The 17,483-nt window shown below is 46.4% G+C and carries 15 protein-coding genes, 3 tRNA genes and 1 other annotated feature; of the genes, 4 read left to right on the forward strand and 14 right to left on the reverse strand.

The window, feature by feature from the left end; all coding sequences use genetic code 11:
* Positions 1-13 precede the first annotated feature (13 nt).
* The gene (locus QZ371_RS08725) at positions 14-1,177 is read right to left on the reverse strand and encodes a leucine-rich repeat domain-containing protein (RefSeq protein WP_295211732.1); all 1,164 of its coding nucleotides are present in this window, start codon (positions 1,175-1,177) and stop codon (positions 14-16) included.
* Between the two features lie 638 nt (positions 1,178-1,815).
* On the opposite strand from QZ371_RS08725, the gene QZ371_RS08730 reads away from it, so the two are divergent.
* Entirely contained in the window at positions 1,816-2,784 is a 969-nt protein-coding gene (locus tag QZ371_RS08730; protein ID WP_295211734.1) for a C40 family peptidase, read from the forward strand.
* A gap of 82 nt (positions 2,785-2,866) precedes the next feature.
* Here QZ371_RS08730 and QZ371_RS08735 read toward each other — a convergent pair whose 3' ends face one another.
* On the reverse strand, positions 2,867-4,030 hold the full coding sequence (locus QZ371_RS08735; protein WP_295211736.1) for a serine hydrolase domain-containing protein: 1,164 nt from the start codon (positions 4,028-4,030) through the stop codon (positions 2,867-2,869).
* 188 nt (positions 4,031-4,218) lie between these two features.
* Positions 4,219-4,689: a large conductance mechanosensitive channel protein MscL gene (gene mscL, locus QZ371_RS08740; RefSeq protein WP_366558723.1), complete on the reverse strand. Its 471-nt coding sequence runs from the start codon at positions 4,687-4,689 to the stop codon at positions 4,219-4,221.
* Positions 4,690-4,936: 247 nt separating this feature from the next.
* Here mscL and QZ371_RS08745 point away from each other — a divergent pair.
* The 3 genes from QZ371_RS08745 to QZ371_RS08755 all read left to right on the forward strand — a co-directional run bounded on the left by QZ371_RS08745 (position 4,937) and on the right by QZ371_RS08755 (position 5,428).
* Positions 4,937-5,012 (forward strand) — tRNA-Gln (locus tag QZ371_RS08745).
* A gap of 21 nt (positions 5,013-5,033) precedes the next feature.
* A tRNA-Gln gene (locus tag QZ371_RS08750) sits at positions 5,034-5,109 on the forward strand.
* Between the two features lie 243 nt (positions 5,110-5,352).
* Positions 5,353-5,428, forward strand: a tRNA-Gln gene (locus QZ371_RS08755).
* 179 nt (positions 5,429-5,607) lie between these two features.
* Here the strand turns inward: QZ371_RS08755 and QZ371_RS08760 are convergent.
* The 11 genes from QZ371_RS08760 to QZ371_RS08810 all read right to left on the reverse strand — a co-directional run bounded on the left by QZ371_RS08760 (position 5,608) and on the right by QZ371_RS08810 (position 17,477).
* Positions 5,608-6,492: a peptidylprolyl isomerase gene (locus tag QZ371_RS08760; RefSeq protein ID WP_295211738.1), complete on the reverse strand. Its 885-nt coding sequence runs from the start codon at positions 6,490-6,492 to the stop codon at positions 5,608-5,610.
* 11 nt (positions 6,493-6,503) lie between these two features.
* On the reverse strand, positions 6,504-7,919 hold the full coding sequence (cysS, locus tag QZ371_RS08765; RefSeq protein WP_295211740.1) for a cysteine--tRNA ligase: 1,416 nt from the start codon (positions 7,917-7,919) through the stop codon (positions 6,504-6,506).
* A gap of 25 nt (positions 7,920-7,944) precedes the next feature.
* Positions 7,945-8,616 (reverse strand): serine O-acetyltransferase, encoded by a 672-nt coding sequence (gene cysE, locus QZ371_RS08770; RefSeq protein WP_295211813.1) that lies wholly within the window; start codon positions 8,614-8,616, stop codon positions 7,945-7,947.
* Positions 8,617-8,666: 50 nt separating this feature from the next.
* Positions 8,667-8,890, reverse strand: a binding site (T-box leader).
* Between the two features lie 42 nt (positions 8,891-8,932).
* Positions 8,933-9,511, reverse strand: coding sequence for a CDP-diacylglycerol--glycerol-3-phosphate 3-phosphatidyltransferase (gene pgsA, locus QZ371_RS08775; RefSeq protein WP_295211741.1), 579 nt, complete (start codon positions 9,509-9,511; stop codon positions 8,933-8,935).
* Between the two features lie 32 nt (positions 9,512-9,543).
* Positions 9,544-10,872, reverse strand: coding sequence for a 30S ribosomal protein S12 methylthiotransferase RimO (rimO, locus tag QZ371_RS08780; RefSeq protein ID WP_295211742.1), 1,329 nt, complete (start codon positions 10,870-10,872; stop codon positions 9,544-9,546).
* A gap of 393 nt (positions 10,873-11,265) precedes the next feature.
* Positions 11,266-12,120 carry a hypothetical protein gene (locus QZ371_RS08785; protein ID WP_295211743.1) on the reverse strand — a complete coding sequence of 285 codons (855 nt, stop codon included), beginning with the start codon at positions 12,118-12,120 and terminating at the stop codon, positions 11,266-11,268.
* A 27-nt stretch (positions 12,121-12,147) separates the two neighbouring features.
* Entirely contained in the window at positions 12,148-12,771 is a 624-nt protein-coding gene (locus QZ371_RS08790) for a regulatory protein RecX (RefSeq protein ID WP_295211745.1), read from the reverse strand.
* Between the two features lie 3 nt (positions 12,772-12,774).
* On the reverse strand, positions 12,775-14,022 hold the full coding sequence (gene recA, locus QZ371_RS08795) for a recombinase RecA (RefSeq protein ID WP_295211746.1): 1,248 nt from the start codon (positions 14,020-14,022) through the stop codon (positions 12,775-12,777).
* Positions 14,023-14,136: 114 nt separating this feature from the next.
* Positions 14,137-14,973, reverse strand: coding sequence for a peptide chain release factor N(5)-glutamine methyltransferase (prmC, locus tag QZ371_RS08800; RefSeq protein WP_295211748.1), 837 nt, complete (start codon positions 14,971-14,973; stop codon positions 14,137-14,139).
* The gene (locus QZ371_RS08805; RefSeq protein WP_295211750.1) at positions 14,967-15,932 is read right to left on the reverse strand and encodes a DUF1385 domain-containing protein; all 966 of its coding nucleotides are present in this window, start codon (positions 15,930-15,932) and stop codon (positions 14,967-14,969) included. The genes prmC and QZ371_RS08805 overlap by 7 nt, the downstream gene beginning before the upstream one ends.
* Before the next feature lie 30 nt (positions 15,933-15,962).
* Complete coding sequence (locus QZ371_RS08810; RefSeq protein ID WP_295211751.1) at positions 15,963-17,477, reverse strand: HAMP domain-containing sensor histidine kinase; 1,515 nt, start codon at positions 17,475-17,477, stop codon at positions 15,963-15,965.
* Between the last annotated feature and the right edge of the window lie 6 nt (positions 17,478-17,483).

The following is a 17,483-nucleotide window of genomic DNA, read 5'->3' on the forward strand; positions in this document are numbered from 1 at the left end:
AGAGGTTATATTTTTATAATGCGAAATTCTTATTCTCTGCTGCGAACACCGAGCTCGCAAATTTGAAGCTATCAAGCTCCGCTGCTTTCGTTGCTGAGCCAAAGGATATATTATCGAACGCCACTTCCGACACACCCTGTGCGCCCTCTTGCACGATCACGCTTCTCAGACTTTTACAGTCGCAAAAGGACTTATCTCCCACGCTTTTTACTGCGCTTGGTATAACGACTTCCCTAAGCGCTTCGCAACTATGGAATGCGTCTGCGCCGATCTCTACCAGCTTTGGTGAAAATCTTACTGTTCTTACATTTTTACAATTTGCAAAGGATTTTTCGCCCAACATAAGGACGGAATCTGCAAGGTAGACTGTTTCAAGGGCTTCGCAAAGTGCAAATGCGCAGCTTTCGATAGTCTTAGCGCCGCTTGGTACTGTCAGCTTTTTCATTGCTGAGCAACCGAAAAACGCAAAGCTTGCGATCTTTTCTACCCCGGCAGGTATGCTGAACTCTTCAACTGACGAACAGCAGGCAAACACGCTGTCGCCAATCTCGTTCAGTGCCTTTGGGATATTTACCAATCTAAGTGAGCCGCAACCCTGAAATGCACCTTTTTCTATGATGGCGATATTATCGCACAATTCTATCTCTTTAAGTGACGAACAGAAGCCGAACGCAAACTCGCCGATCTTTTTCACGTTTGTCGGCATATCGACTCTTTCGAGGCTGTCGCAGTCATAGAATGTGAAAGGCTTGATCTCGGTTACATTCTGTGGAACTGCCGCAAATCTCAGGGATTCGCAGCTATAAAATGCTTTCTCGCCGATATACTGAACGCTTTCAGGTATTGTTACGTTCACGAGCTCGCAGCATTTGTAAAACGCTTTTCTGCCGATAGCAACAACTCCCTCGGGGATAACGGCACACTTCATTTCATATAGGTGAGCAAATGCGCTGCCTGCTATGGCAACTACCTTTCTGCCGCCCAGCACGCTTGGCACCATAAGCACTTCGACGTGGCTATTGCCGCAGAAACCTGTCAGCACGCAATTGTCGTCAACTGCAACATTTTTAAAATGGCCGCAGATCTTCTCGCTGCTGATCTTGCTGTCTGCACCGCAGCCGACAGCCTCCAGCGCTTTCATAAAGCCGCTGTCACCCATAAAATTTACGTTCATCATCAGCGATTACCTCCGCATTTTATCATCTTAAACGTTTTCTGTTCGATATACTCAAATTATACTACACAATTATAACTTTGTCAATGGTTTTAGCAATATTCTATTTATAAAAAATTAATTTTTAGCTATATTGACTGTTTACACCGTCTAATTTTGACGTTTTACACAAACGAGCTGTTAATTTTGTTCTTTTTTAAACATTTATTTTGCTATTATATTGCAGCCTTTAGATATATTTACAGCGAACGTTTTCGTAATTGGGCGTATCTGCGGGCTTCCCTGTTTTGAAAACTTTGCTGACATTTGCACAAAATTGCGCTTTTATTTGTAATGTAGTTGTAACCTTTATATAGTTTATATGGATATTGTGTTAAATAAATTTGTTTGCACATTAATATTATCGGCTTATTATTGCATATTCTGTCTTTTTATAGGTACTTGTTGAACCTGTATATTCTATTTATACCATATTATACTATCTATGTTTACAAAATGGATACTTAACTATTACAGACTGTAATAATTATTCTGATATAATAATATACATAGGCATATGGCTTATACAAAAAACTGAATTGTAAAGAAAGGGTTGGTTTGTCATCAATATCAAAAAGATAACTGCAACTATTTTATCAGCTATGACAATGCTTGGCTGCACGGCGCTTATGCCTGTGGGCAGCGATCTGCCTGTAATGACGGCTTACGCTGCAAGCGCTCAAAGCTCCGCAAAGCCTGCTGTCACCACAAAACAGGCTTATTCAAACAAGATCGAATTATCAGTTAAAAATCTCGGCAGCTTTACCTCTTCCACGATTTTTGAGGTTTATGTTGACGGAAAATACGTTAAGAAATACACATATCAGACATTGAAAAAGAAAAACCTCATCGAGATATTCCACAACGGAAGCGTTTATCTCAAGGGGGCGACGAATTATACTGTAAAGCTCAAGGCCGTTATCGGCGGCGAAAGCAAGGAATCTGCGGCGGTAAAGATCAAGACCGAGGACAAGACTTATTACAAGATCACAAAGGGCGTGCAGCTTTACACATACAAGAACGGCAAATTCAGCAAAGCTTCCAAGACCACGAAAATGGTTATGCCTGCCTGCGTGCTGACATCGTCGAAGGCGAAGCGCATTGCAGGACAGAGCAAGAGCCTTGACAACGGCTGGCTGCTCATCAATGAGGGCGATTACAAGGGCAAGTACGTCAAGGTCGGCACGGGGGTCAGCAGAACGCCCCAGCGCAATGCTAAGATCAAGAAGGTCGTTGACTATGCCGCAAGTATGAACGGCGGACGCTACGTTTACGGCGGCGCAAGCTATCGTGCCACCGATTGCAGCGGATTGACTATGCAGGCGTACAATCAGATCGGTGTAAACATCAGCCACAGCGTTTACACTCAGTCCAAAATGGGCAAGGCGGTGTCGATGAAAAACATTCAGGCAGGCGATATCATTGTATGCAACAATTACGGACACGTTGCGATGTACATTGGCGACGGCAAGATCGTACACGCAATGAACAGCTATTATGGAATTCGCATTCAGCCATTGAACAGAATTTCTTACTGCGGCAGGATAAACACCATACGCAGGATAATATAGTGTACAAAAAAACGGACAACATTATGTTGCCCGTTTTTATTTTATATACGTCTGCGTAAAATTTAATTGCTCTTTTCGGCTATCAAAGCGCACCGAATGCGATATTTTGCAGTCTTATAACGGCGTCCGTTGTGCCTGCACCTGCTTGCTGGATAAAATAGAGGACGGATGCTTCCTTGACGGGATCTAGGCTGAAATAGCAGCCCATCCAGCCGTCCCAGCCGAAAGAGCCTTCCGACTGTATAAGGCCTGCTCTTGCAGGATCTTTGAGGACACGCATAAAGTTGCCGTAGCTATGGCCTATTGTGCTATCCCAATTAAGGCTTTCAGTCTGTTTTGGTGTGAGGGAGCTGCGGCGCATATACTCAACGGTGTTTGCGCCGAGGACACGCTTGCCATTAAGTTCGCCGTGGTTCATCAGCATTTTGGCGAACTTTGCGTAATCGTCCATTGTGGAGATAAGGCCTGCTCCACCCGACTCGAATGCCGGCGGCTCTTTATAGTCCGTCAAACAGAGGTGGAAGTGGGTGAAAGGCTTTATGCCGTTGTCAGAATACTCATAGCATTGTGCAAGGCGGTTGTATTTTTCCTGCGGTATCCAAAAGCCTGTATCGTTCATTTCAAGAGGCTCGAAAATTTCTTTTTGCAGGAATTCGCCGAACTTCATACCTGTTACGGCTTCAACGACTGCGCCCATTATATCAGCGGAAGCGCCGTACATCCACTTTTCGCCCGGGTCGAACACCAGCGGACACTTGCCCATTTCCATTGCGAAGTCATAGGTATTGAAGAGCTTTTCGCCCTTGAGGTAGTTTTCAGACTGACCGCCCCAAAGAGCACCCATTTTCTGTCCTGCAGGCGTCCAATCGGGATAAGGGATACCAGAAGTCATATTCAGCAGGTCGCCGATAGTGATATCACGGGAAGCTGGTCGCTCACCGTTTTCGTCAAGGACTTTCGGGTCAGCAAAGGTGGGGATATACCACTTGAGAAGGTGCCTTGTATCAAGAAGTCCACGCTCGATAAGTATCATTGCGGCGCAGGCTGTTATTGGTTTTGACATTGAGAAGAGGCGGAACATTTTGTCCTCTGTCATCGGGATATCACGTTCCATATCAGATTTTCCGAATGAGCGGCGGTAGACGGTTTCACCCTTATGGATAACGCAGAGGTTTGCGCCGGCTATGCCGCCATTTGCTATTTCTTTTTCGACGACGGGGGCTAAGTATTTGAAATTTTCGTACATATCAAGTCCTCCAATTTGATTTTCTGTATAGTTTGATTATAGCACATTTGCGTGAAAAATTCAACCGAAATGTGCTTATTTACGCAAAAAAGCGGACGATCATCTCGTCCGCTTATGTACTTATATATTTTTGATATGCACCGTATGATCCTCTATCGTGATCTTGCGATCTTGCGATCTTGTGATCGTTATTCCTTTGCTTCCGTGTCAGCTTCAACAGGCTGTGTGCTTGCTGCGACTGCGTTCTGTGACTGCTGAGCTTTCAGAAGGTCTCTGATCTCTGTAAGGAGAGCGATGTCAACAGGTGGTTCAGCAGGAGCTTCAGGCTCATCGTGCTTGCCAAGTGACGCCAGTTTATTGATAAGCTTCATTATAACGAAAATTACAAACGCCATAATGATGAAATTGATAACGGCGGTAAGAAATGCTCCATAGTTTATGTACTGATTGCCGAGGAGGTGAATCTTGCCCTCCACGTCAGCGCCGCCGATACAGCCGATGATCGGGTTGATGAAGTTCTCTGTGAAAGAAGTTACGATGTCTTGGAAAGCTGCACCGATGATAACGCCGACAGCCAGATCCATTACGTTTCCTTTAAGTGCGAACGCCTTGAACTCATTGATAAACTTCTTGATAAATCCTAACTTCTTTTCTTCCATTTTACGGTTACGACCTTTCTTATATAAGATTACTTTCATTTTATCATATTTTTTTATTTATTTCAATACTTGTCCGCCTTTTTAAGCATTTTTTTAGCCTTTGTTTACTCTTTTGACGATTTCAAAGGTTATCGGCGGTGTTTTGTTAATGAACGATTGAAATTATGTAAAAAATATATTATAGCTCTTGCAAAGTAAAAAAAAGTATGGTATAATAAATAAGCTGTTTGAGTGAGGGACACTATGATGGGATATAGCCAAGAGGTAAGGCAGCGGACTTTGACTCCGTCATTCCGATGGTTCGAATCCATCTATCCCAACCAACAACACTTTTTGACACACATTGGGGTGTCGCCAAGTGGTAAGGCAACGGACTCTGACTCCGTCATTCCGAAGGTTCGAATCCTTCCACCCCAGCCAGGTTAGCGCTATACGATTTGTATAGCGCTTTTTTGTTTGACAAATTTGACAGCATAACAGACGGGCGAACAATGTTCTCCCCCTACCCTGCATATCAAAAAGAACCTAACATATACTTCCCATCTTAATTTTACAGCGCATAATTCGTGACGAAATTGTAAACAATCAAGTTTACCCCTTGCAATCTGTTTCAAAGTATGCTATAATAATTAAGTCGTTTGAGAGACAAATAAAATTGAACATTGGGGTGTCGCCAAGTGGTAAGGCAACGGACTCTGACTCCGTCATTCCGAAGGTTCGAATCCTTCCACCCCAGCCAGTCAAGTCGCTGTACATTGTATGGCGACTTTTTTTGTGCTTTTAATTTGTTATCATAACGCAACGATAAGTACAAAGACGGGCGAACGATGTTCGCCCCTACCCTGTAAAGAAAAAAGCATACAAAAAAACGCCACAACATACTGCTTGATATGCTGTGGCGTTTTATTATTACGCTTTTTATTCGGCGCTTGTGTCTGTATCTGAAAGGCTTTCAGAGCTTTCTGCTGTGCTGTCTGAGCTGTCGGCTGCAAAAGCTGCGCTGCTTTTATTCTCGCCGTAGGTGGACATATAGACCTTTGTGAACTGGATATCCTCAGTTGGCTGCAAGGTCTCTGAGTCTGTGATATCTGCGGCGCAGATCGTATCGTAGATATCCATTCCGTCGTAGACCTGTCCGAAGATCGTGTACTGCTGGGAGAAGTTCAGTACGCCGCCATACTGCTTGAAGGCGTTCGTGACGTCCTCATTGATGTTGTTGCTGTCGGCAAGCTTGCTGTCAAGCTCTGCCTGCTCCTCGTCTGTGAGGGTGTAGTTATCAACGAAAAGGAGATAGCTGTTTGAGACGGTCTTTTTATTGAAGAGGTGGCCTTCCTCTTGTGTATATGCGCAGAGTGCGCCTTTGAGCGGCCATAGGTTCTTTGAATACTCCGCCTCGACTGTTGTGGTATCGGTATCGGAAGTGGTCTGACCGTCGGCCTGCTTTGTTCCGCCGATAAAGTACACGCCGTCCTGCACCATACTTACATATGTGCCGTCATAGTAGCCGTCATTCACGAGGTCGGTGAAAAACTTACAGTAATTTGGGGCTTCATCGGGGAAGAGCACGGCTTTGAACGTGCCTTTATTTGTCTCGAACACGACAACGGGGCTATCGTCGGCAGGTTCGTTCATCTGAATGATCTTTGCGTCGGAATAGTCGATATCCTTCTTATTACTTCTGCCTGTGCAGGCATAGAACAGCACGAAAACTATTACGAAGCATATTGCGATCATCGAGAACTGAAAGTAAGTTTGGAACTGCTTTTTGCGGTAAGGTCTGATGTCCTGATTATTTTTGCTCATTTTGCGCTCCTTTATTTCTTTCTTACCTTTGTGCCCTGTCTTGTTTCCTCGACGATATAGCCAAGCTCGCCGATCTTATCTCTGAGCTGGTCAGCTTTTGCGAAGTCCTTTGCCTTTCTTGCGGCTTTTCTCTCTTCAAGAAGCTGTGCGATCTCGGCAGGTATCTCTTCATCGTCGCCGCCTGCAAGCTTTTCTGCGGCCTTGATAAGGTCGAGAGAGAGCACCTTGTCAAAGTCTACGATAAGGGCAAGCTTTGTGGCAGGGTTCGTGTCGGCCTTGAAAACGTCATAGAGGGCTGTTACTGCATTTGATGTATTGAGGTCATCGTCCATTGCTGCGCAGAAAGCGGCTTTGAGCTTATCAAAGGCTTCCTTATCGACAGCTTCGTCCGCCTTTTTATCCGCCATAAGCTGTGCTATCCTTGCGGTGAGCTTGTTATAAGCGATCTTTGCGTTGTCGAGGTTCTCATAGCTGAACACGAGGGACTTTCTGTAATGGGACTGGAGGCAGAAGAATCTGTAAACCAGCGGATCGTAGCCCTTTGATTCGAGAAGGGAGACTGTGAGGAACTCGCCCTTTGATTTTGACATTTTGCCGCTGTTGGTATTAAGGTGGTAAATATGGAACCAATAGTTACACCACTTGTGGCCGAGGTATGCCTCAGACTGTGCGATCTCGTTTGTATGGTGTGGGAAAGCGTTGTCGATACCGCCGCAATGGATATCAAGCTTTTCGCCAAGGTGCTTCATTGAAATGCAGGAGCACTCGATATGCCAGCCGGGGTAGCCGACGCCCCAAGGGGAATCCCACTTGAGTTCCTGATCGTCGAACTTTGATTTTGTGAACCAGAGGACGAAGTCGGCTTTATTGCGCTTATTGGAGTCCTCTTCAACGCCCTCACGAACGCCGACGGCAAGGTCTTCCTCATTGAAGTTATGGAAAACGTAATACTCGTCGAGCTTTGAGGTATCGAAATAGATATTTCCGCCTGCTTCATAGGCATAGCCTTTTTCGATGAGCGAAGAGATCACCTTGATGAAGTCGTCAATACAGCCTGTTGCAGGCTCGACAACGTCAGGGGTCTTGATATTGAGCTTTTTGCAATCGGCAAAGAAGGCGTCGGTATAGAATTTAGCTATTTCCATAACTGTTTTGTGCTCACGCTTTGCGCCCTTGAGCATTTTATCGTCGCCTGTATCGCCATCAGAGGTGAGGTGTCCCACGTCGGTGATATTCATTACACGCTTAACGTCATAGCCGTCATAGCGGAGATACTTCTCGAGGACGTCTTCCATAATATAGCTTCTGAGGTTGCCGATATGGGCATAGTGATAAACTGTCGGGCCGCAGGTATACATTGACACCTTGCCGGGCTCATTCGGTACGAACTCTTCGATCTTGTGTGTAAGGGTGTTGTAAATGTTCATTGCTTTGACCTCTTTCTATGACCTGTTATTTATCTTCCTGTGTGTTTTTCTTGATCTGCTGGAGCTTTTCAAGCTCGGCCACTCTCTTTTCCAGCTTGACGAGCTGGCGCTTTGTCTGGCAGAGTTCCTGTGCGACGGGATCGGGAATATGCACTTGATCGAGGTCGCAGGTGCGCTTGCCGTCCTGCTTTACTATCCTTGCAGGAACGCCGACGGCTGTTGAATTGGCAGGTACCGGTTCAAGAACGACGGCATTTGCGGCGATCTTTGCGTTATCGCCGACTGTGAATGGGCCGAGGACTTTTGCGCCGCAGCCCACCATTACGTTGTTGCCCAAAGTCGGGTGCCTTTTGCCTTGATCTTTGCCTGTGCCGCCCAATGTGCAGCCTTGATAAAGCAGGCAGTAATCGCCGATCTCTGCGGTCTCGCCGATAACGACGCCTGAGCCGTGGTCGATAAGCAGACCCTTGCCGATCTTTGCGCCTGGGTGTATCTCGATACCTGTCAGCATTCTTGCGAACTGTGAGATACATCTTGCGATGACCTTATGCTTGTGAACATAGAACCAATGGGATACTCTGTAAAACGCAACTGCGTGAAGTCCCGAATATGTGAGTATCTCCAAGGTGCTTGTCGCAGCAGGGTCTCTGTCCTTTATGGTCTGTATATCGTGTTTGATATTTTCTATGATAGTCATTACGATCTCTGCCTTTCTATACAAAAAAGCCTCCGAAGCGTGTTGTGCGCTTCGGAGGCAGATTTTACTCTACGGTCCCACTCCGATTTTCTCCGCTCAATATCGAACGGAGCTTTACATCATTAACGCTGATGGAACGAAGGGGAATACTGAGCGTGAGCCGTTGTTCGCCCTCTGCTGTCAGCCGCACTTCACGCCGAGTCCTTAAAGCCTTGCACCAAACGGCTTCTCTCTGAAAATTACCTCTGCGTTACTTTTGCTGATACGCATTTATACTATTATATTATATTATATTCATTTGCCGACCTGCGGTGAATTATTTGCCCGAGTCGATATATTTCCAATAGCCTTTGAGATAAACTGCGCCCGAGATGATAGTCAGCGCAACAGCAATCCAAATAAGCACCTCATTCACAAGGAAGATAGGTGTTCCCCAAGTGAAATCGGGGCTGCCCTTTGGCGCAGGGAAAACTATCTGGAGCACCATAATTGCGATAAGTGCGACCATTGTGAAAGCGGTCTTGAGCTTGCCCCATATTCCTGCGGCAACCACAACGCCCTCGCCTGCGACCACAAGTCTAAGACCTGTTACCATAAATTCTCTTGAAAGAATGAGCACCACGGCAACAGGGTCGATCCACCTTTCAAAGGTAAAGCAGATAAGCGCCGTCATAACGAGGAGCTTATCGGCAAGGGGGTCGAGGAACTTGCCAAAGGTGGTGACAAGGTTGTGCTTTCTTGCGATCTTGCCGTCAAACCAGTCTGTAATGGAAGCGGCGGCGAATATCACCAGCGCATAGACCATATGGTGCGGTATTTTGAAAACCAGCACGAACAGAAGGAAAAACGGTATAAGGATAACTCTCAGAACTGTTAATTTATTAGGTAAATTCATATTGATTTCCTTTCAAAAAGACTTTTGCAAATTCACACCTTAGAGCCGATAAGGTCATAATCCATTGTGTCGTCGATCTTGACGTTCACATACTCGCCGACTCTTACCTTATCGTCGCTTAGGAAGAATATCTTTCCGTCGATCTCGGGAGCGTCTGCGGCGCTTCTGCCGTAATAGCACTCGGCGTATCTGTCAAAGCCCTCGCACACGACCTCGATAGTCTTGCCAAGAGCCTGCTCGTTGAGCTGCTCGGAAATTATCATCTGCTCTTCCATAATAACTTCCGCTCTGCGCTCTCTGACCTTCATCGGTATCTGATCCTCGAACTTCTCGGCAGGAGTTCCCTCCTCGGCGGAATATGAGAAGCAGCCAAGTCTTTCAAAGCGTGTTTCCTTTACGAACTCGCAAAGCTCCTCAAACTGCTCCTCGGTCTCTCCCGGGAAGCCTGTTATGAGGGTAGTTCTTATGGTGACATTTGGTATTTTGCTTCTTATCTTATTTATAAGCGTATCGAGGCTTGCCTTATCGCCCTGTCGGTTCATACGCTTGAGCACCTGTCCGTTACAATGCTGTATCGGGATATCGAGGTACTTAACGAGCTTTTCCTCGCTGGCGATAGTGTCGATAAGCTCATCGGTAATTCTTTCGGGGTAGCAATAAAGCGTTCTTATCCACTTGAAGCCGTCGATCTCGCAGAGAGCTTTCAAAAGCTCGGGGAGCATTGACTTGCCGTAGATATCCTCGCCGTATCTTGTGGTATCCTGCGCCACAACGACAAGCTCGGTCACGCCGTTTTCTGCAAGCCAGCGTGCTTCCTTGACGATATCCTCCATAAGGCGGCTCCTATACTTGCCTCTTATAGCTGGGATAGCGCAATAGGTGCAGTTATTGCTGCAGCCCTCGGCGATCTTAAGGTATGCGTAAAATGGTTCGGTGGAAATGATCCTTCCGCCCTCCATTGAAAGCTCGGTCTTTGTGCCATAGGAACAGACGCATTGCTTATCAACGAGTATCTCTCTAATTATGTCACATATCTTGCCGTTTGAACCGATACCAACAACGGCGTCAAGCTCGGGTATCTCTTTTTTCATTTCGTCACGATATCTTTCAGCAAGGCAGCCTGTTGCGATAACGGCCTTTATCCTGCCCTCTTCTTTAAGGGTGCAGAACTCAAGGATAGTGTCGATAGCTTCCTGCTTTGCGGACTCGATAAAGCCGCAGGTATTGATAATAACCACATCAGCCAAAGCGGCGTCGGAAACGATCTGAAAGCCCTGCTGTCTCAGATCATAAAGAATGTGCTCAGCGTCCACCTGATTTTTAGGACAGCCGAGAGAGACCATTCCCACTCTAGTAGCCATTTAAAAATCTCCAATCCAATGCTTGCCAAAAGGCAGCATTACAGTATTCCAATAATCTATATTATTATCTCACTTTTGCACACTTTTGTCAAGTCCCTTTTCGTCACTATTGTATGACAAAAATCAAAATATTTATGAAATTTTCACAAAAGATAGGTGTCGGCGATTTGGCAGAGTATTTAAACACAAAAAAAGGCCGGCGCAAGTGGGACGTCAATTTATCAGCGAGTACATTGAGCTGATAAATTTCGCCGTCCCCTACATTCTTTATATCAACACAAATGAAGTCCCTAAAAGCTGCAACTTTCAGGGACTTCATTTGTGTGTCGATATATATACAATCAATCTCGTGGTTGATTGCATTATACATCACTTTTATATTTTTGTCAAGCCTTAATTTTTCTTTTCGGGATAGGTGACGGTTATCTCGTCCCCTGCCTGCTGCGACCAAACGACATAATCGAGCTTGCCCTCATCGAGGAAAACTGTGAAATAGGTGTCCTCGAGGTCATCGGACAGCAGTTCTTTTATTTTTGTGATGAACTTATCGTCCTCGGTGGAGATATAATTCATATAGTCGAATTTATAGCTTTTGTCCTTTGAAAGCTCTGTGACTGCCTTATCGGCGGCTTCATAGACCGCTTGGGCGTTGGCTTCGGCTTTCTTTGAATCGTCATCGCTTATAATGCCCTCGGCATAGGCCTGCGCTTTTGTGCCTGCAAAGCAAACTTTCCAATCGTTGTCCTTATCAAGCACCATTAAAATATACTGCAATGAAGTGACTTCGCCCTCTGAGCTGTCATATGCGATAGTCACATAGAGCTCGGCCGCTTTTGAATACTCTTCGCTGATGTTCACGCTGTCGATAAAGCCGCTTTTTTCCTTGTCAAAGCTGTATCTCACACCGCTCAGCTGTTCGTCCGTGCCGTACTCGTTATCGTTGCCCATATGCTGCTTCATATACTCATAGTCCGCCGCATAATCGTCGGTCATAAGCTTTACCATTGACTGATCGAACTCGGCGTTTGCGGCTTTGAGGTAGAGAGCTGCAACGTCCTCGGCTTCTGCGAGAGGGTCGGCTTTTTCAATGCTGTCAGTGGTGGTATCGTCAGTTGTCTGAGCTGTCTGCCCTGCCGTCCTGCTGTCGGCAACAGTCGTAGTATTATTATCGCCGCCGAAATCCAGCGAACAGCCTGTTATAGGTGCACAAGCCAGCACCGCTGCCGCAATAAGTGTCAGCTTTTTCATCTGCGTTCCTTTCTTTGCAAAGTGTCTTTATTCTTCCGTTTCGTAATCCTGCTTGATATCGTTTATAACTTCTTTGATGATATCATATGAATATCCCAGCCGAACGAGGGCGTTTTTCACCTTGATATCGCCCTTTTCGCCGTCAAGATAGCGCAGATACTTGCGCTCAACAAGCTCATAGAGCCGCTCATAAACGCCGTCCTCATACTCTTCAAGGGCTTCTTCGATTATTTCTTTTGTGAGACCCTTTTGACGCATTTGCTGGAAGGCTCTGTATCGGCCGTACTTTCTGACCTCGACATAATTCCTTGCCAGACCCTTTGCATAGCGCCTATCGTTTATGGTGCCAAGCTCCAGCATTTTATCCATTACGGTGTCGCATATCTCTTCGCTGTAATTCTTTTCAAGCTTTTTATAAAGCTCGATATAGGAATAGTCACGATAGTCCAGCAGATAAAGGGCACGCTCTCTCGCCTTGCGGTACTCGTTATCGAAAAGCACCTTTTCCCACGCTGATTCGGGGATATCAAGCCCTGCCCTCAGACCATAGGCGGAGACGATCTCGTGATTGAGAAAGGCAGGCTCGCCATCCTCAAACTCGATCATATATGTTGCGCCTTTATACTTTGAAACGCCTGTTATTTTCAGCATTTATCAGTCACCAAGAGTGCTGAGGTCAACGGGAGCGAACTCCTCAAAGTCCTCCTCGGGATTTACAACGGCAGGCTTATCAGCTGCTGCCTTGCGGATCTTCTTTGCAGGCTTATCATCCTCTGCTTCTGCGCTCTGAGCGGCCGCGCCTGCGTTTGCCTTGGCTTCAAGCTTTGAAGTCTTTTTATCCTTCTCCTGTGCCGCAAGAGCCAGCGCTGCTTGATTTTCCTTGATCTTTGCTTCGATCTCCGCCATAATGTCGGGATTTGCCAACAGGAATTCCTTAGCGTTATCTCTGCCCTGTCCGAGCTTCATATCGTTATAGCTGAACCAAGCGCCGCCCTTCTTGACAACGTTGAGATCGACTGCCATATCGAGGACTTCACCCACACGGGAGATACCCTTGCCGTACATAATATCGAACTCGCACTCCTTGAACGGCGGTGCGACCTTGTTCTTTACGACCTTACACTTTGTTCTGTTACCGATAACTTCTGAGCCGTTCTTGATCTGCTCGCCTCTTCTTACTTCTATTCTTACGGAAGCGTAGAACTTGAGTGCACGGCCGCCTGGGGTTGTCTCAGGGTTGCCGTACATAACGCCGATCTTTTCACGCACCTGATTGATGAAGATAGCTGTTGTATTTGACTTTGCGATAACTGAAGTGAGCTTTCTCATTGCCTGCGACATAAGTCTTGCAAGCTGACCAACGTGAGTATCGCCCATTTCGCCGTCGATCTCTGACTTTGTTACCATTGCGGCAACGGAGTCGATAACGATACAGTCGATTGCGCCCGAACGTGCCAGCGCTTCTGCGATCTCGAGTGCCTGCTCGCCGCTGTCCGGCTGAGAGACCAGCATATTGTCGATATCAACGCCAAGCTTGCCTGCATAGATCGGGTCGAGGGCGTGCTCAACGTCGATGAACGCAACTTCGCCGCCAAGCTTTTGGGTCTCGGCGATAACGTGGAGGGCAACTGTTGTTTTACCCGATGACTCAGGGCCGTATATCTCGATGATACGTCCTCTCGGCACGCCGCCAATTCCCAGCGCCATATCCAGCGTCATTGAACCTGTTGGGATAGCTTCGATATCCATTGCCTTTGCTTCGCCCAGCTTCATAATTGCGCCCTTGCCAAACTGCTTTTCGATATATGCGATGGCGGTATCGAGGGCTTTTTTCTTTTCCTCTGCGTCTGTTATTTTTGTGACAGCCTTAACGGCTTCCTTTTTCTTCTTGTCGATAGCCATTTATTTGACCTCCTCAAATATGGTGGATCTTCTTCTGTATTTATATCATAACACACTAACTGTCCATTTGTCTGTACAGAAAGGATATTTTTCGCATTTGTACAGATTTTTGTACTATTCTTCAAAAATGCCCGAAACGCAGCGGACAACTCCGCACAAGTCCTTGCGGCACCTTACGTTTTTGAAGCCGTGCTGTATCATAAGGCGCATAACCTCGTCCTCTTGACCTATGCCGATCTCAAAGAGCATTACGCCGCCGTTTTTGAGCTTTTTCTTCCATTTGCGGACAATATCACGATAAAAGTCAAGTCCGTCCTCGCCGCCGAAAAGCGCTTCCTTTGGTTCAAATGTCACCTCACGCTGGAGGTTTTCCATATCCTCCGCTGTGAGATAGGGCGGATTGCATATGATAAGATCGGCCATTGGTGCGGCGTTTATAACGCTTTCGTCCTTGACGTCCCCAAGCAGCAGCTCCGCTTTTGAGGCGTTTGACCGAACATTCGTCTTTAGATACTCTACCGCCTGCGGTGAACGCTCAATGCAGAGCACTTTCTTGCAGGAGAGATTTTTATCCAAAGTAACACCTATACAGCCCGAACCCGAACAGAGGTCGATAACTGTGATATCGGATTTATCCTTGAACATTTTAAGGGCGATATCAACGGCGGTCTCGGTATCCTGTCTCGGGATAAGGACGCCCTCGCCAACTTTGAATTTCAGTCCGTAAAATTCCCACTCTCCCAACAGATATTGCAAGGGATAGCCTTCGCAGCGGCGTGAAATTATTGCTTTTATCTTTTCCGCCTGCTCCGCCGTAATATTGTCGGCATTGCCTGTGATATCCTCAAAGACCCAGTTTGCTTCGCAAGCGCTGTTCTCTTCAAGTCCGTTTTTATCAAGAAGCTCCACACATTCTTTTAGGAGCTCGGCTCTTTTAAATTCTTTTACCATTTGTCTTCTTCCTTATTTTCGGGGATACAAGCCTTCAATGCGGCGATAGCGCACTCGATCTGGCTTGCGTCGGGCTCGCTGGTGGTTATTCGCTGTATCCAAAGGCCGGGGGCGGAGATTATTCTCGTGAAGATATTGTCATATCTGCCCGCAAGTCTTATAAGCTCATAGGCGATACCCGTTACAACCGGCAGGAGCGCAACTTTTATCAGCACTCTGAGCATAATATTTGCCCAAGAAACTCTGAATATGGTGTTGACAAAAATGCTTATGAACAGCACAAGGAAAATGAAGCTTGTGCCGCAGCGTGGGTGAAAACGTGTGAACTTCTTGACGTTTTCCACCGTCAGCTCCTCCTCGTGCTCATAGCAGGCGATAGTTTTATGCTCTGCACCGTGATATTCATACGTACGTCTGATATCTTTCATTAGTGCGGTCAGAGCGGTATAGCCGATGAAAACAGCTATTTTGAGCAGTCCCTCGATAACGTTCTTGCCAAAAGAGGAAAGGCTTATGATATGCTTATCAATGAATTTTGATATCAGCGACGGGATATACATAAAAAGCAGCAGTGCCAGCACAACGCCCAGCACCATTGATATGCCCGAGATTATGGGCGTAAGCTTATCGCCAAGCTTTTCGTCCAGCCATTTCTCAAAGGCGGTCATTTCTTCCTCGTCGTCCTCAGTCATCTGCTTGTTCGCCGATCTTGTCAGGCATTTATAGCCGTCGATCAGCGAGGTGAGGAAGCTGAAAATTCCTCTCACGAATGGCGTTTTGCGATACCAAGGGGGATTTTTGCCGCCCTTTATCTCCCACTCTTCAAGGTCGATAGTTCCGTCGGGCAGGCGGCAAGCCATTGCGGCTTTGTCGATACCCCTCATCATAACGCCCTCGATAACAGCCTGTCCGCCGATCTTGGTCTTGAATTTTTCCTTTGGTTGTGATTTACCGCTCATTTTACTTTCCTTTCCAGGGACAGCGCCGTTTTACTTGGGCGCATTTTCATTGTCAATAGGTTCGATAGGCTCTGAAGATATCAGTTCCACATCGACTGTTGCCTGATTATCTGGCTTTTCTTTCTGCTCGATACAAGGCAAGGTTATCATTACTGTTGTGCCGACGCCCTGCTCGCTGTTTATTTCAAGTGAGCCGCCGTGGCGCTGGATAATTTCATCTGCCACCGCAAGACCGATACCCGAACCACGTCTTGTATGGTTGGCCTTGAAGAACTTTGTTTTGACCTTCGGCAGGTCTTCTTTGGATATTCCCATACCTGTATCTGAGATAGAGATACAAATTTCGTTATCCTCTTCATAGGCTTCAACGGATACTGTATCGCCCTTGTTTGAATACTTTATAGCGTTATCGACGATATTTATGAACACCTGTCTGAGCCTGTTCTTATCGCCGTAAACGAACGGCAGCATTTTTGGCTCGTAATAATTCAGCGTTATGCCGAGGGCTTTCGCACGCTCTTGATAGATGAGCACGGTCTCGCCAAGTTCCGCAAGGATATCTATGGTATCCATAATAAGGGTGAGCCTGTTATCCTGTATTCTCGAGAAGTCAAGAAGCTCTTCGACCATTTGTGAAAGCCTTTCCGTCTCGCTGGTGATAACACGCATACCTTTCTTAAAGGTCTCCTTATCGTCGTACATACTTGTGACGGTCTCAGTCCAGCCCTTTATTGCGGTGAGCGGCGTTCTAAGCTCGTGGGATACTGAGGAGATGAACTCATTTTTCATCTGCTCGGTATTGGAAAGCTCCTGCGCCATATAGTTGATAGAGTCGCAAAGCTCGCCAAGCTCGTCGTTGCGCTTTTTCTCAAGACGTTCGCTGAAATCCCCTGTTGCGAATTTTCTCGCAATGCTGTTTATGCTTCTTATCGGCATTACGATAGACTTGATAAAGAACATTCCCGAGAAAAACAGCAGCAGCACTATTGCCAGCACTATTATAGTTATCAATATGGATATCATCAAGATCTGATGATCTATATTCTTCATTGAGGACAACATTCTCAGCGCTTCATACTCGCTTCCCCTCGGTGATATAACGGAGGTTACCGCCATTACCTTTTCCCCTGTGGAAAGGTCGTATATCTGCACGCCGACGCCTGTATCGGACTTTTTGGCTTCCTCATAATCGCTCATACTGTCGTCCACCGATGGTGAAAAGCCCGATGAGGTAACGTCAACCTCGCCGTCGGTCTTTATTGCCATAAGCTCGATCTTGTCCTTTTCGTCATAGCCCTCGACTATTGAGCGTATTTCCGTATTATAATTTGTCTGATCGTCCCCCGAGGCGTTCATTACCGCCGTGGTGACTATCTTCATTTTTGACGTTAGATACTGTCTTGCAGAGCTGTAATAATAATTTCTCACAACAAAGATAAGAAGTATCTCAAGCACGACAAGTATCGCCGTCACGACGCCGATATTATTTCTCAGCCAATGCTGCGTAATACTGTGCTTGCTGCTTTTTCTGTTTTCTGCACTCAACTGCTA

The sequence above is a fragment of the Ruminococcus sp. genome, assembly GCF_019423705.1.
Classification (GTDB): Bacteria; Bacillota; Clostridia; order Oscillospirales; family Ruminococcaceae; genus Hominimerdicola.

Excerpts from the sequence above, each read along its gene's own strand:
- QZ371_RS08735 (WP_295211736.1), bottom strand. The coding sequence starts at position 4,030 with ATGTACGAAAATTTCAAATACTTAGCCCCCGTCGTCGAAAAAGAAATA.
- cysS (WP_295211740.1), bottom strand. The coding sequence starts at position 7,919 with ATGAACATTTACAACACCCTTACACACAAGATCGAAGAGTTCGTACCG.
- QZ371_RS08725 (WP_295211732.1), bottom strand. The coding sequence starts at position 1,177 with ATGATGAACGTAAATTTTATGGGTGACAGCGGCTTTATGAAAGCGCTG.
- QZ371_RS08790 (WP_295211745.1), bottom strand. The coding sequence starts at position 12,771 with ATGCTGAAAATAACAGGCGTTTCAAAGTATAAAGGCGCAACATATATG.
- prmC (WP_295211748.1), bottom strand. The coding sequence starts at position 14,973 with ATGGTAAAAGAATTTAAAAGAGCCGAGCTCCTAAAAGAATGTGTGGAG.
- pgsA (WP_295211741.1), bottom strand. The coding sequence starts at position 9,511 with ATGAATTTACCTAATAAATTAACAGTTCTGAGAGTTATCCTTATACCG.
- cysE (WP_295211813.1), bottom strand. The coding sequence starts at position 8,616 with ATGACTATCATAGAAAATATCAAACACGATATACAGACCATAAAGGAC.
- mscL (WP_366558723.1), bottom strand. The coding sequence starts at position 4,689 with ATGGAAGAAAAGAAGTTAGGATTTATCAAGAAGTTTATCAATGAGTTC.
- QZ371_RS08730 (WP_295211734.1), top strand. The coding sequence starts at position 1,816 with ATGACAATGCTTGGCTGCACGGCGCTTATGCCTGTGGGCAGCGATCTG.
- QZ371_RS08760 (WP_295211738.1), bottom strand. The coding sequence starts at position 6,492 with ATGAGCAAAAATAATCAGGACATCAGACCTTACCGCAAAAAGCAGTTC.
- recA (WP_295211746.1), bottom strand. The coding sequence starts at position 14,022 with ATGGCTATCGACAAGAAGAAAAAGGAAGCCGTTAAGGCTGTCACAAAA.
- QZ371_RS08785 (WP_295211743.1), bottom strand. The coding sequence starts at position 12,120 with ATGAAAAAGCTGACACTTATTGCGGCAGCGGTGCTGGCTTGTGCACCT.
- QZ371_RS08805 (WP_295211750.1), bottom strand. The coding sequence starts at position 15,932 with ATGAGCGGTAAATCACAACCAAAGGAAAAATTCAAGACCAAGATCGGC.
- rimO (WP_295211742.1), bottom strand. The coding sequence starts at position 10,872 with ATGGCTACTAGAGTGGGAATGGTCTCTCTCGGCTGTCCTAAAAATCAG.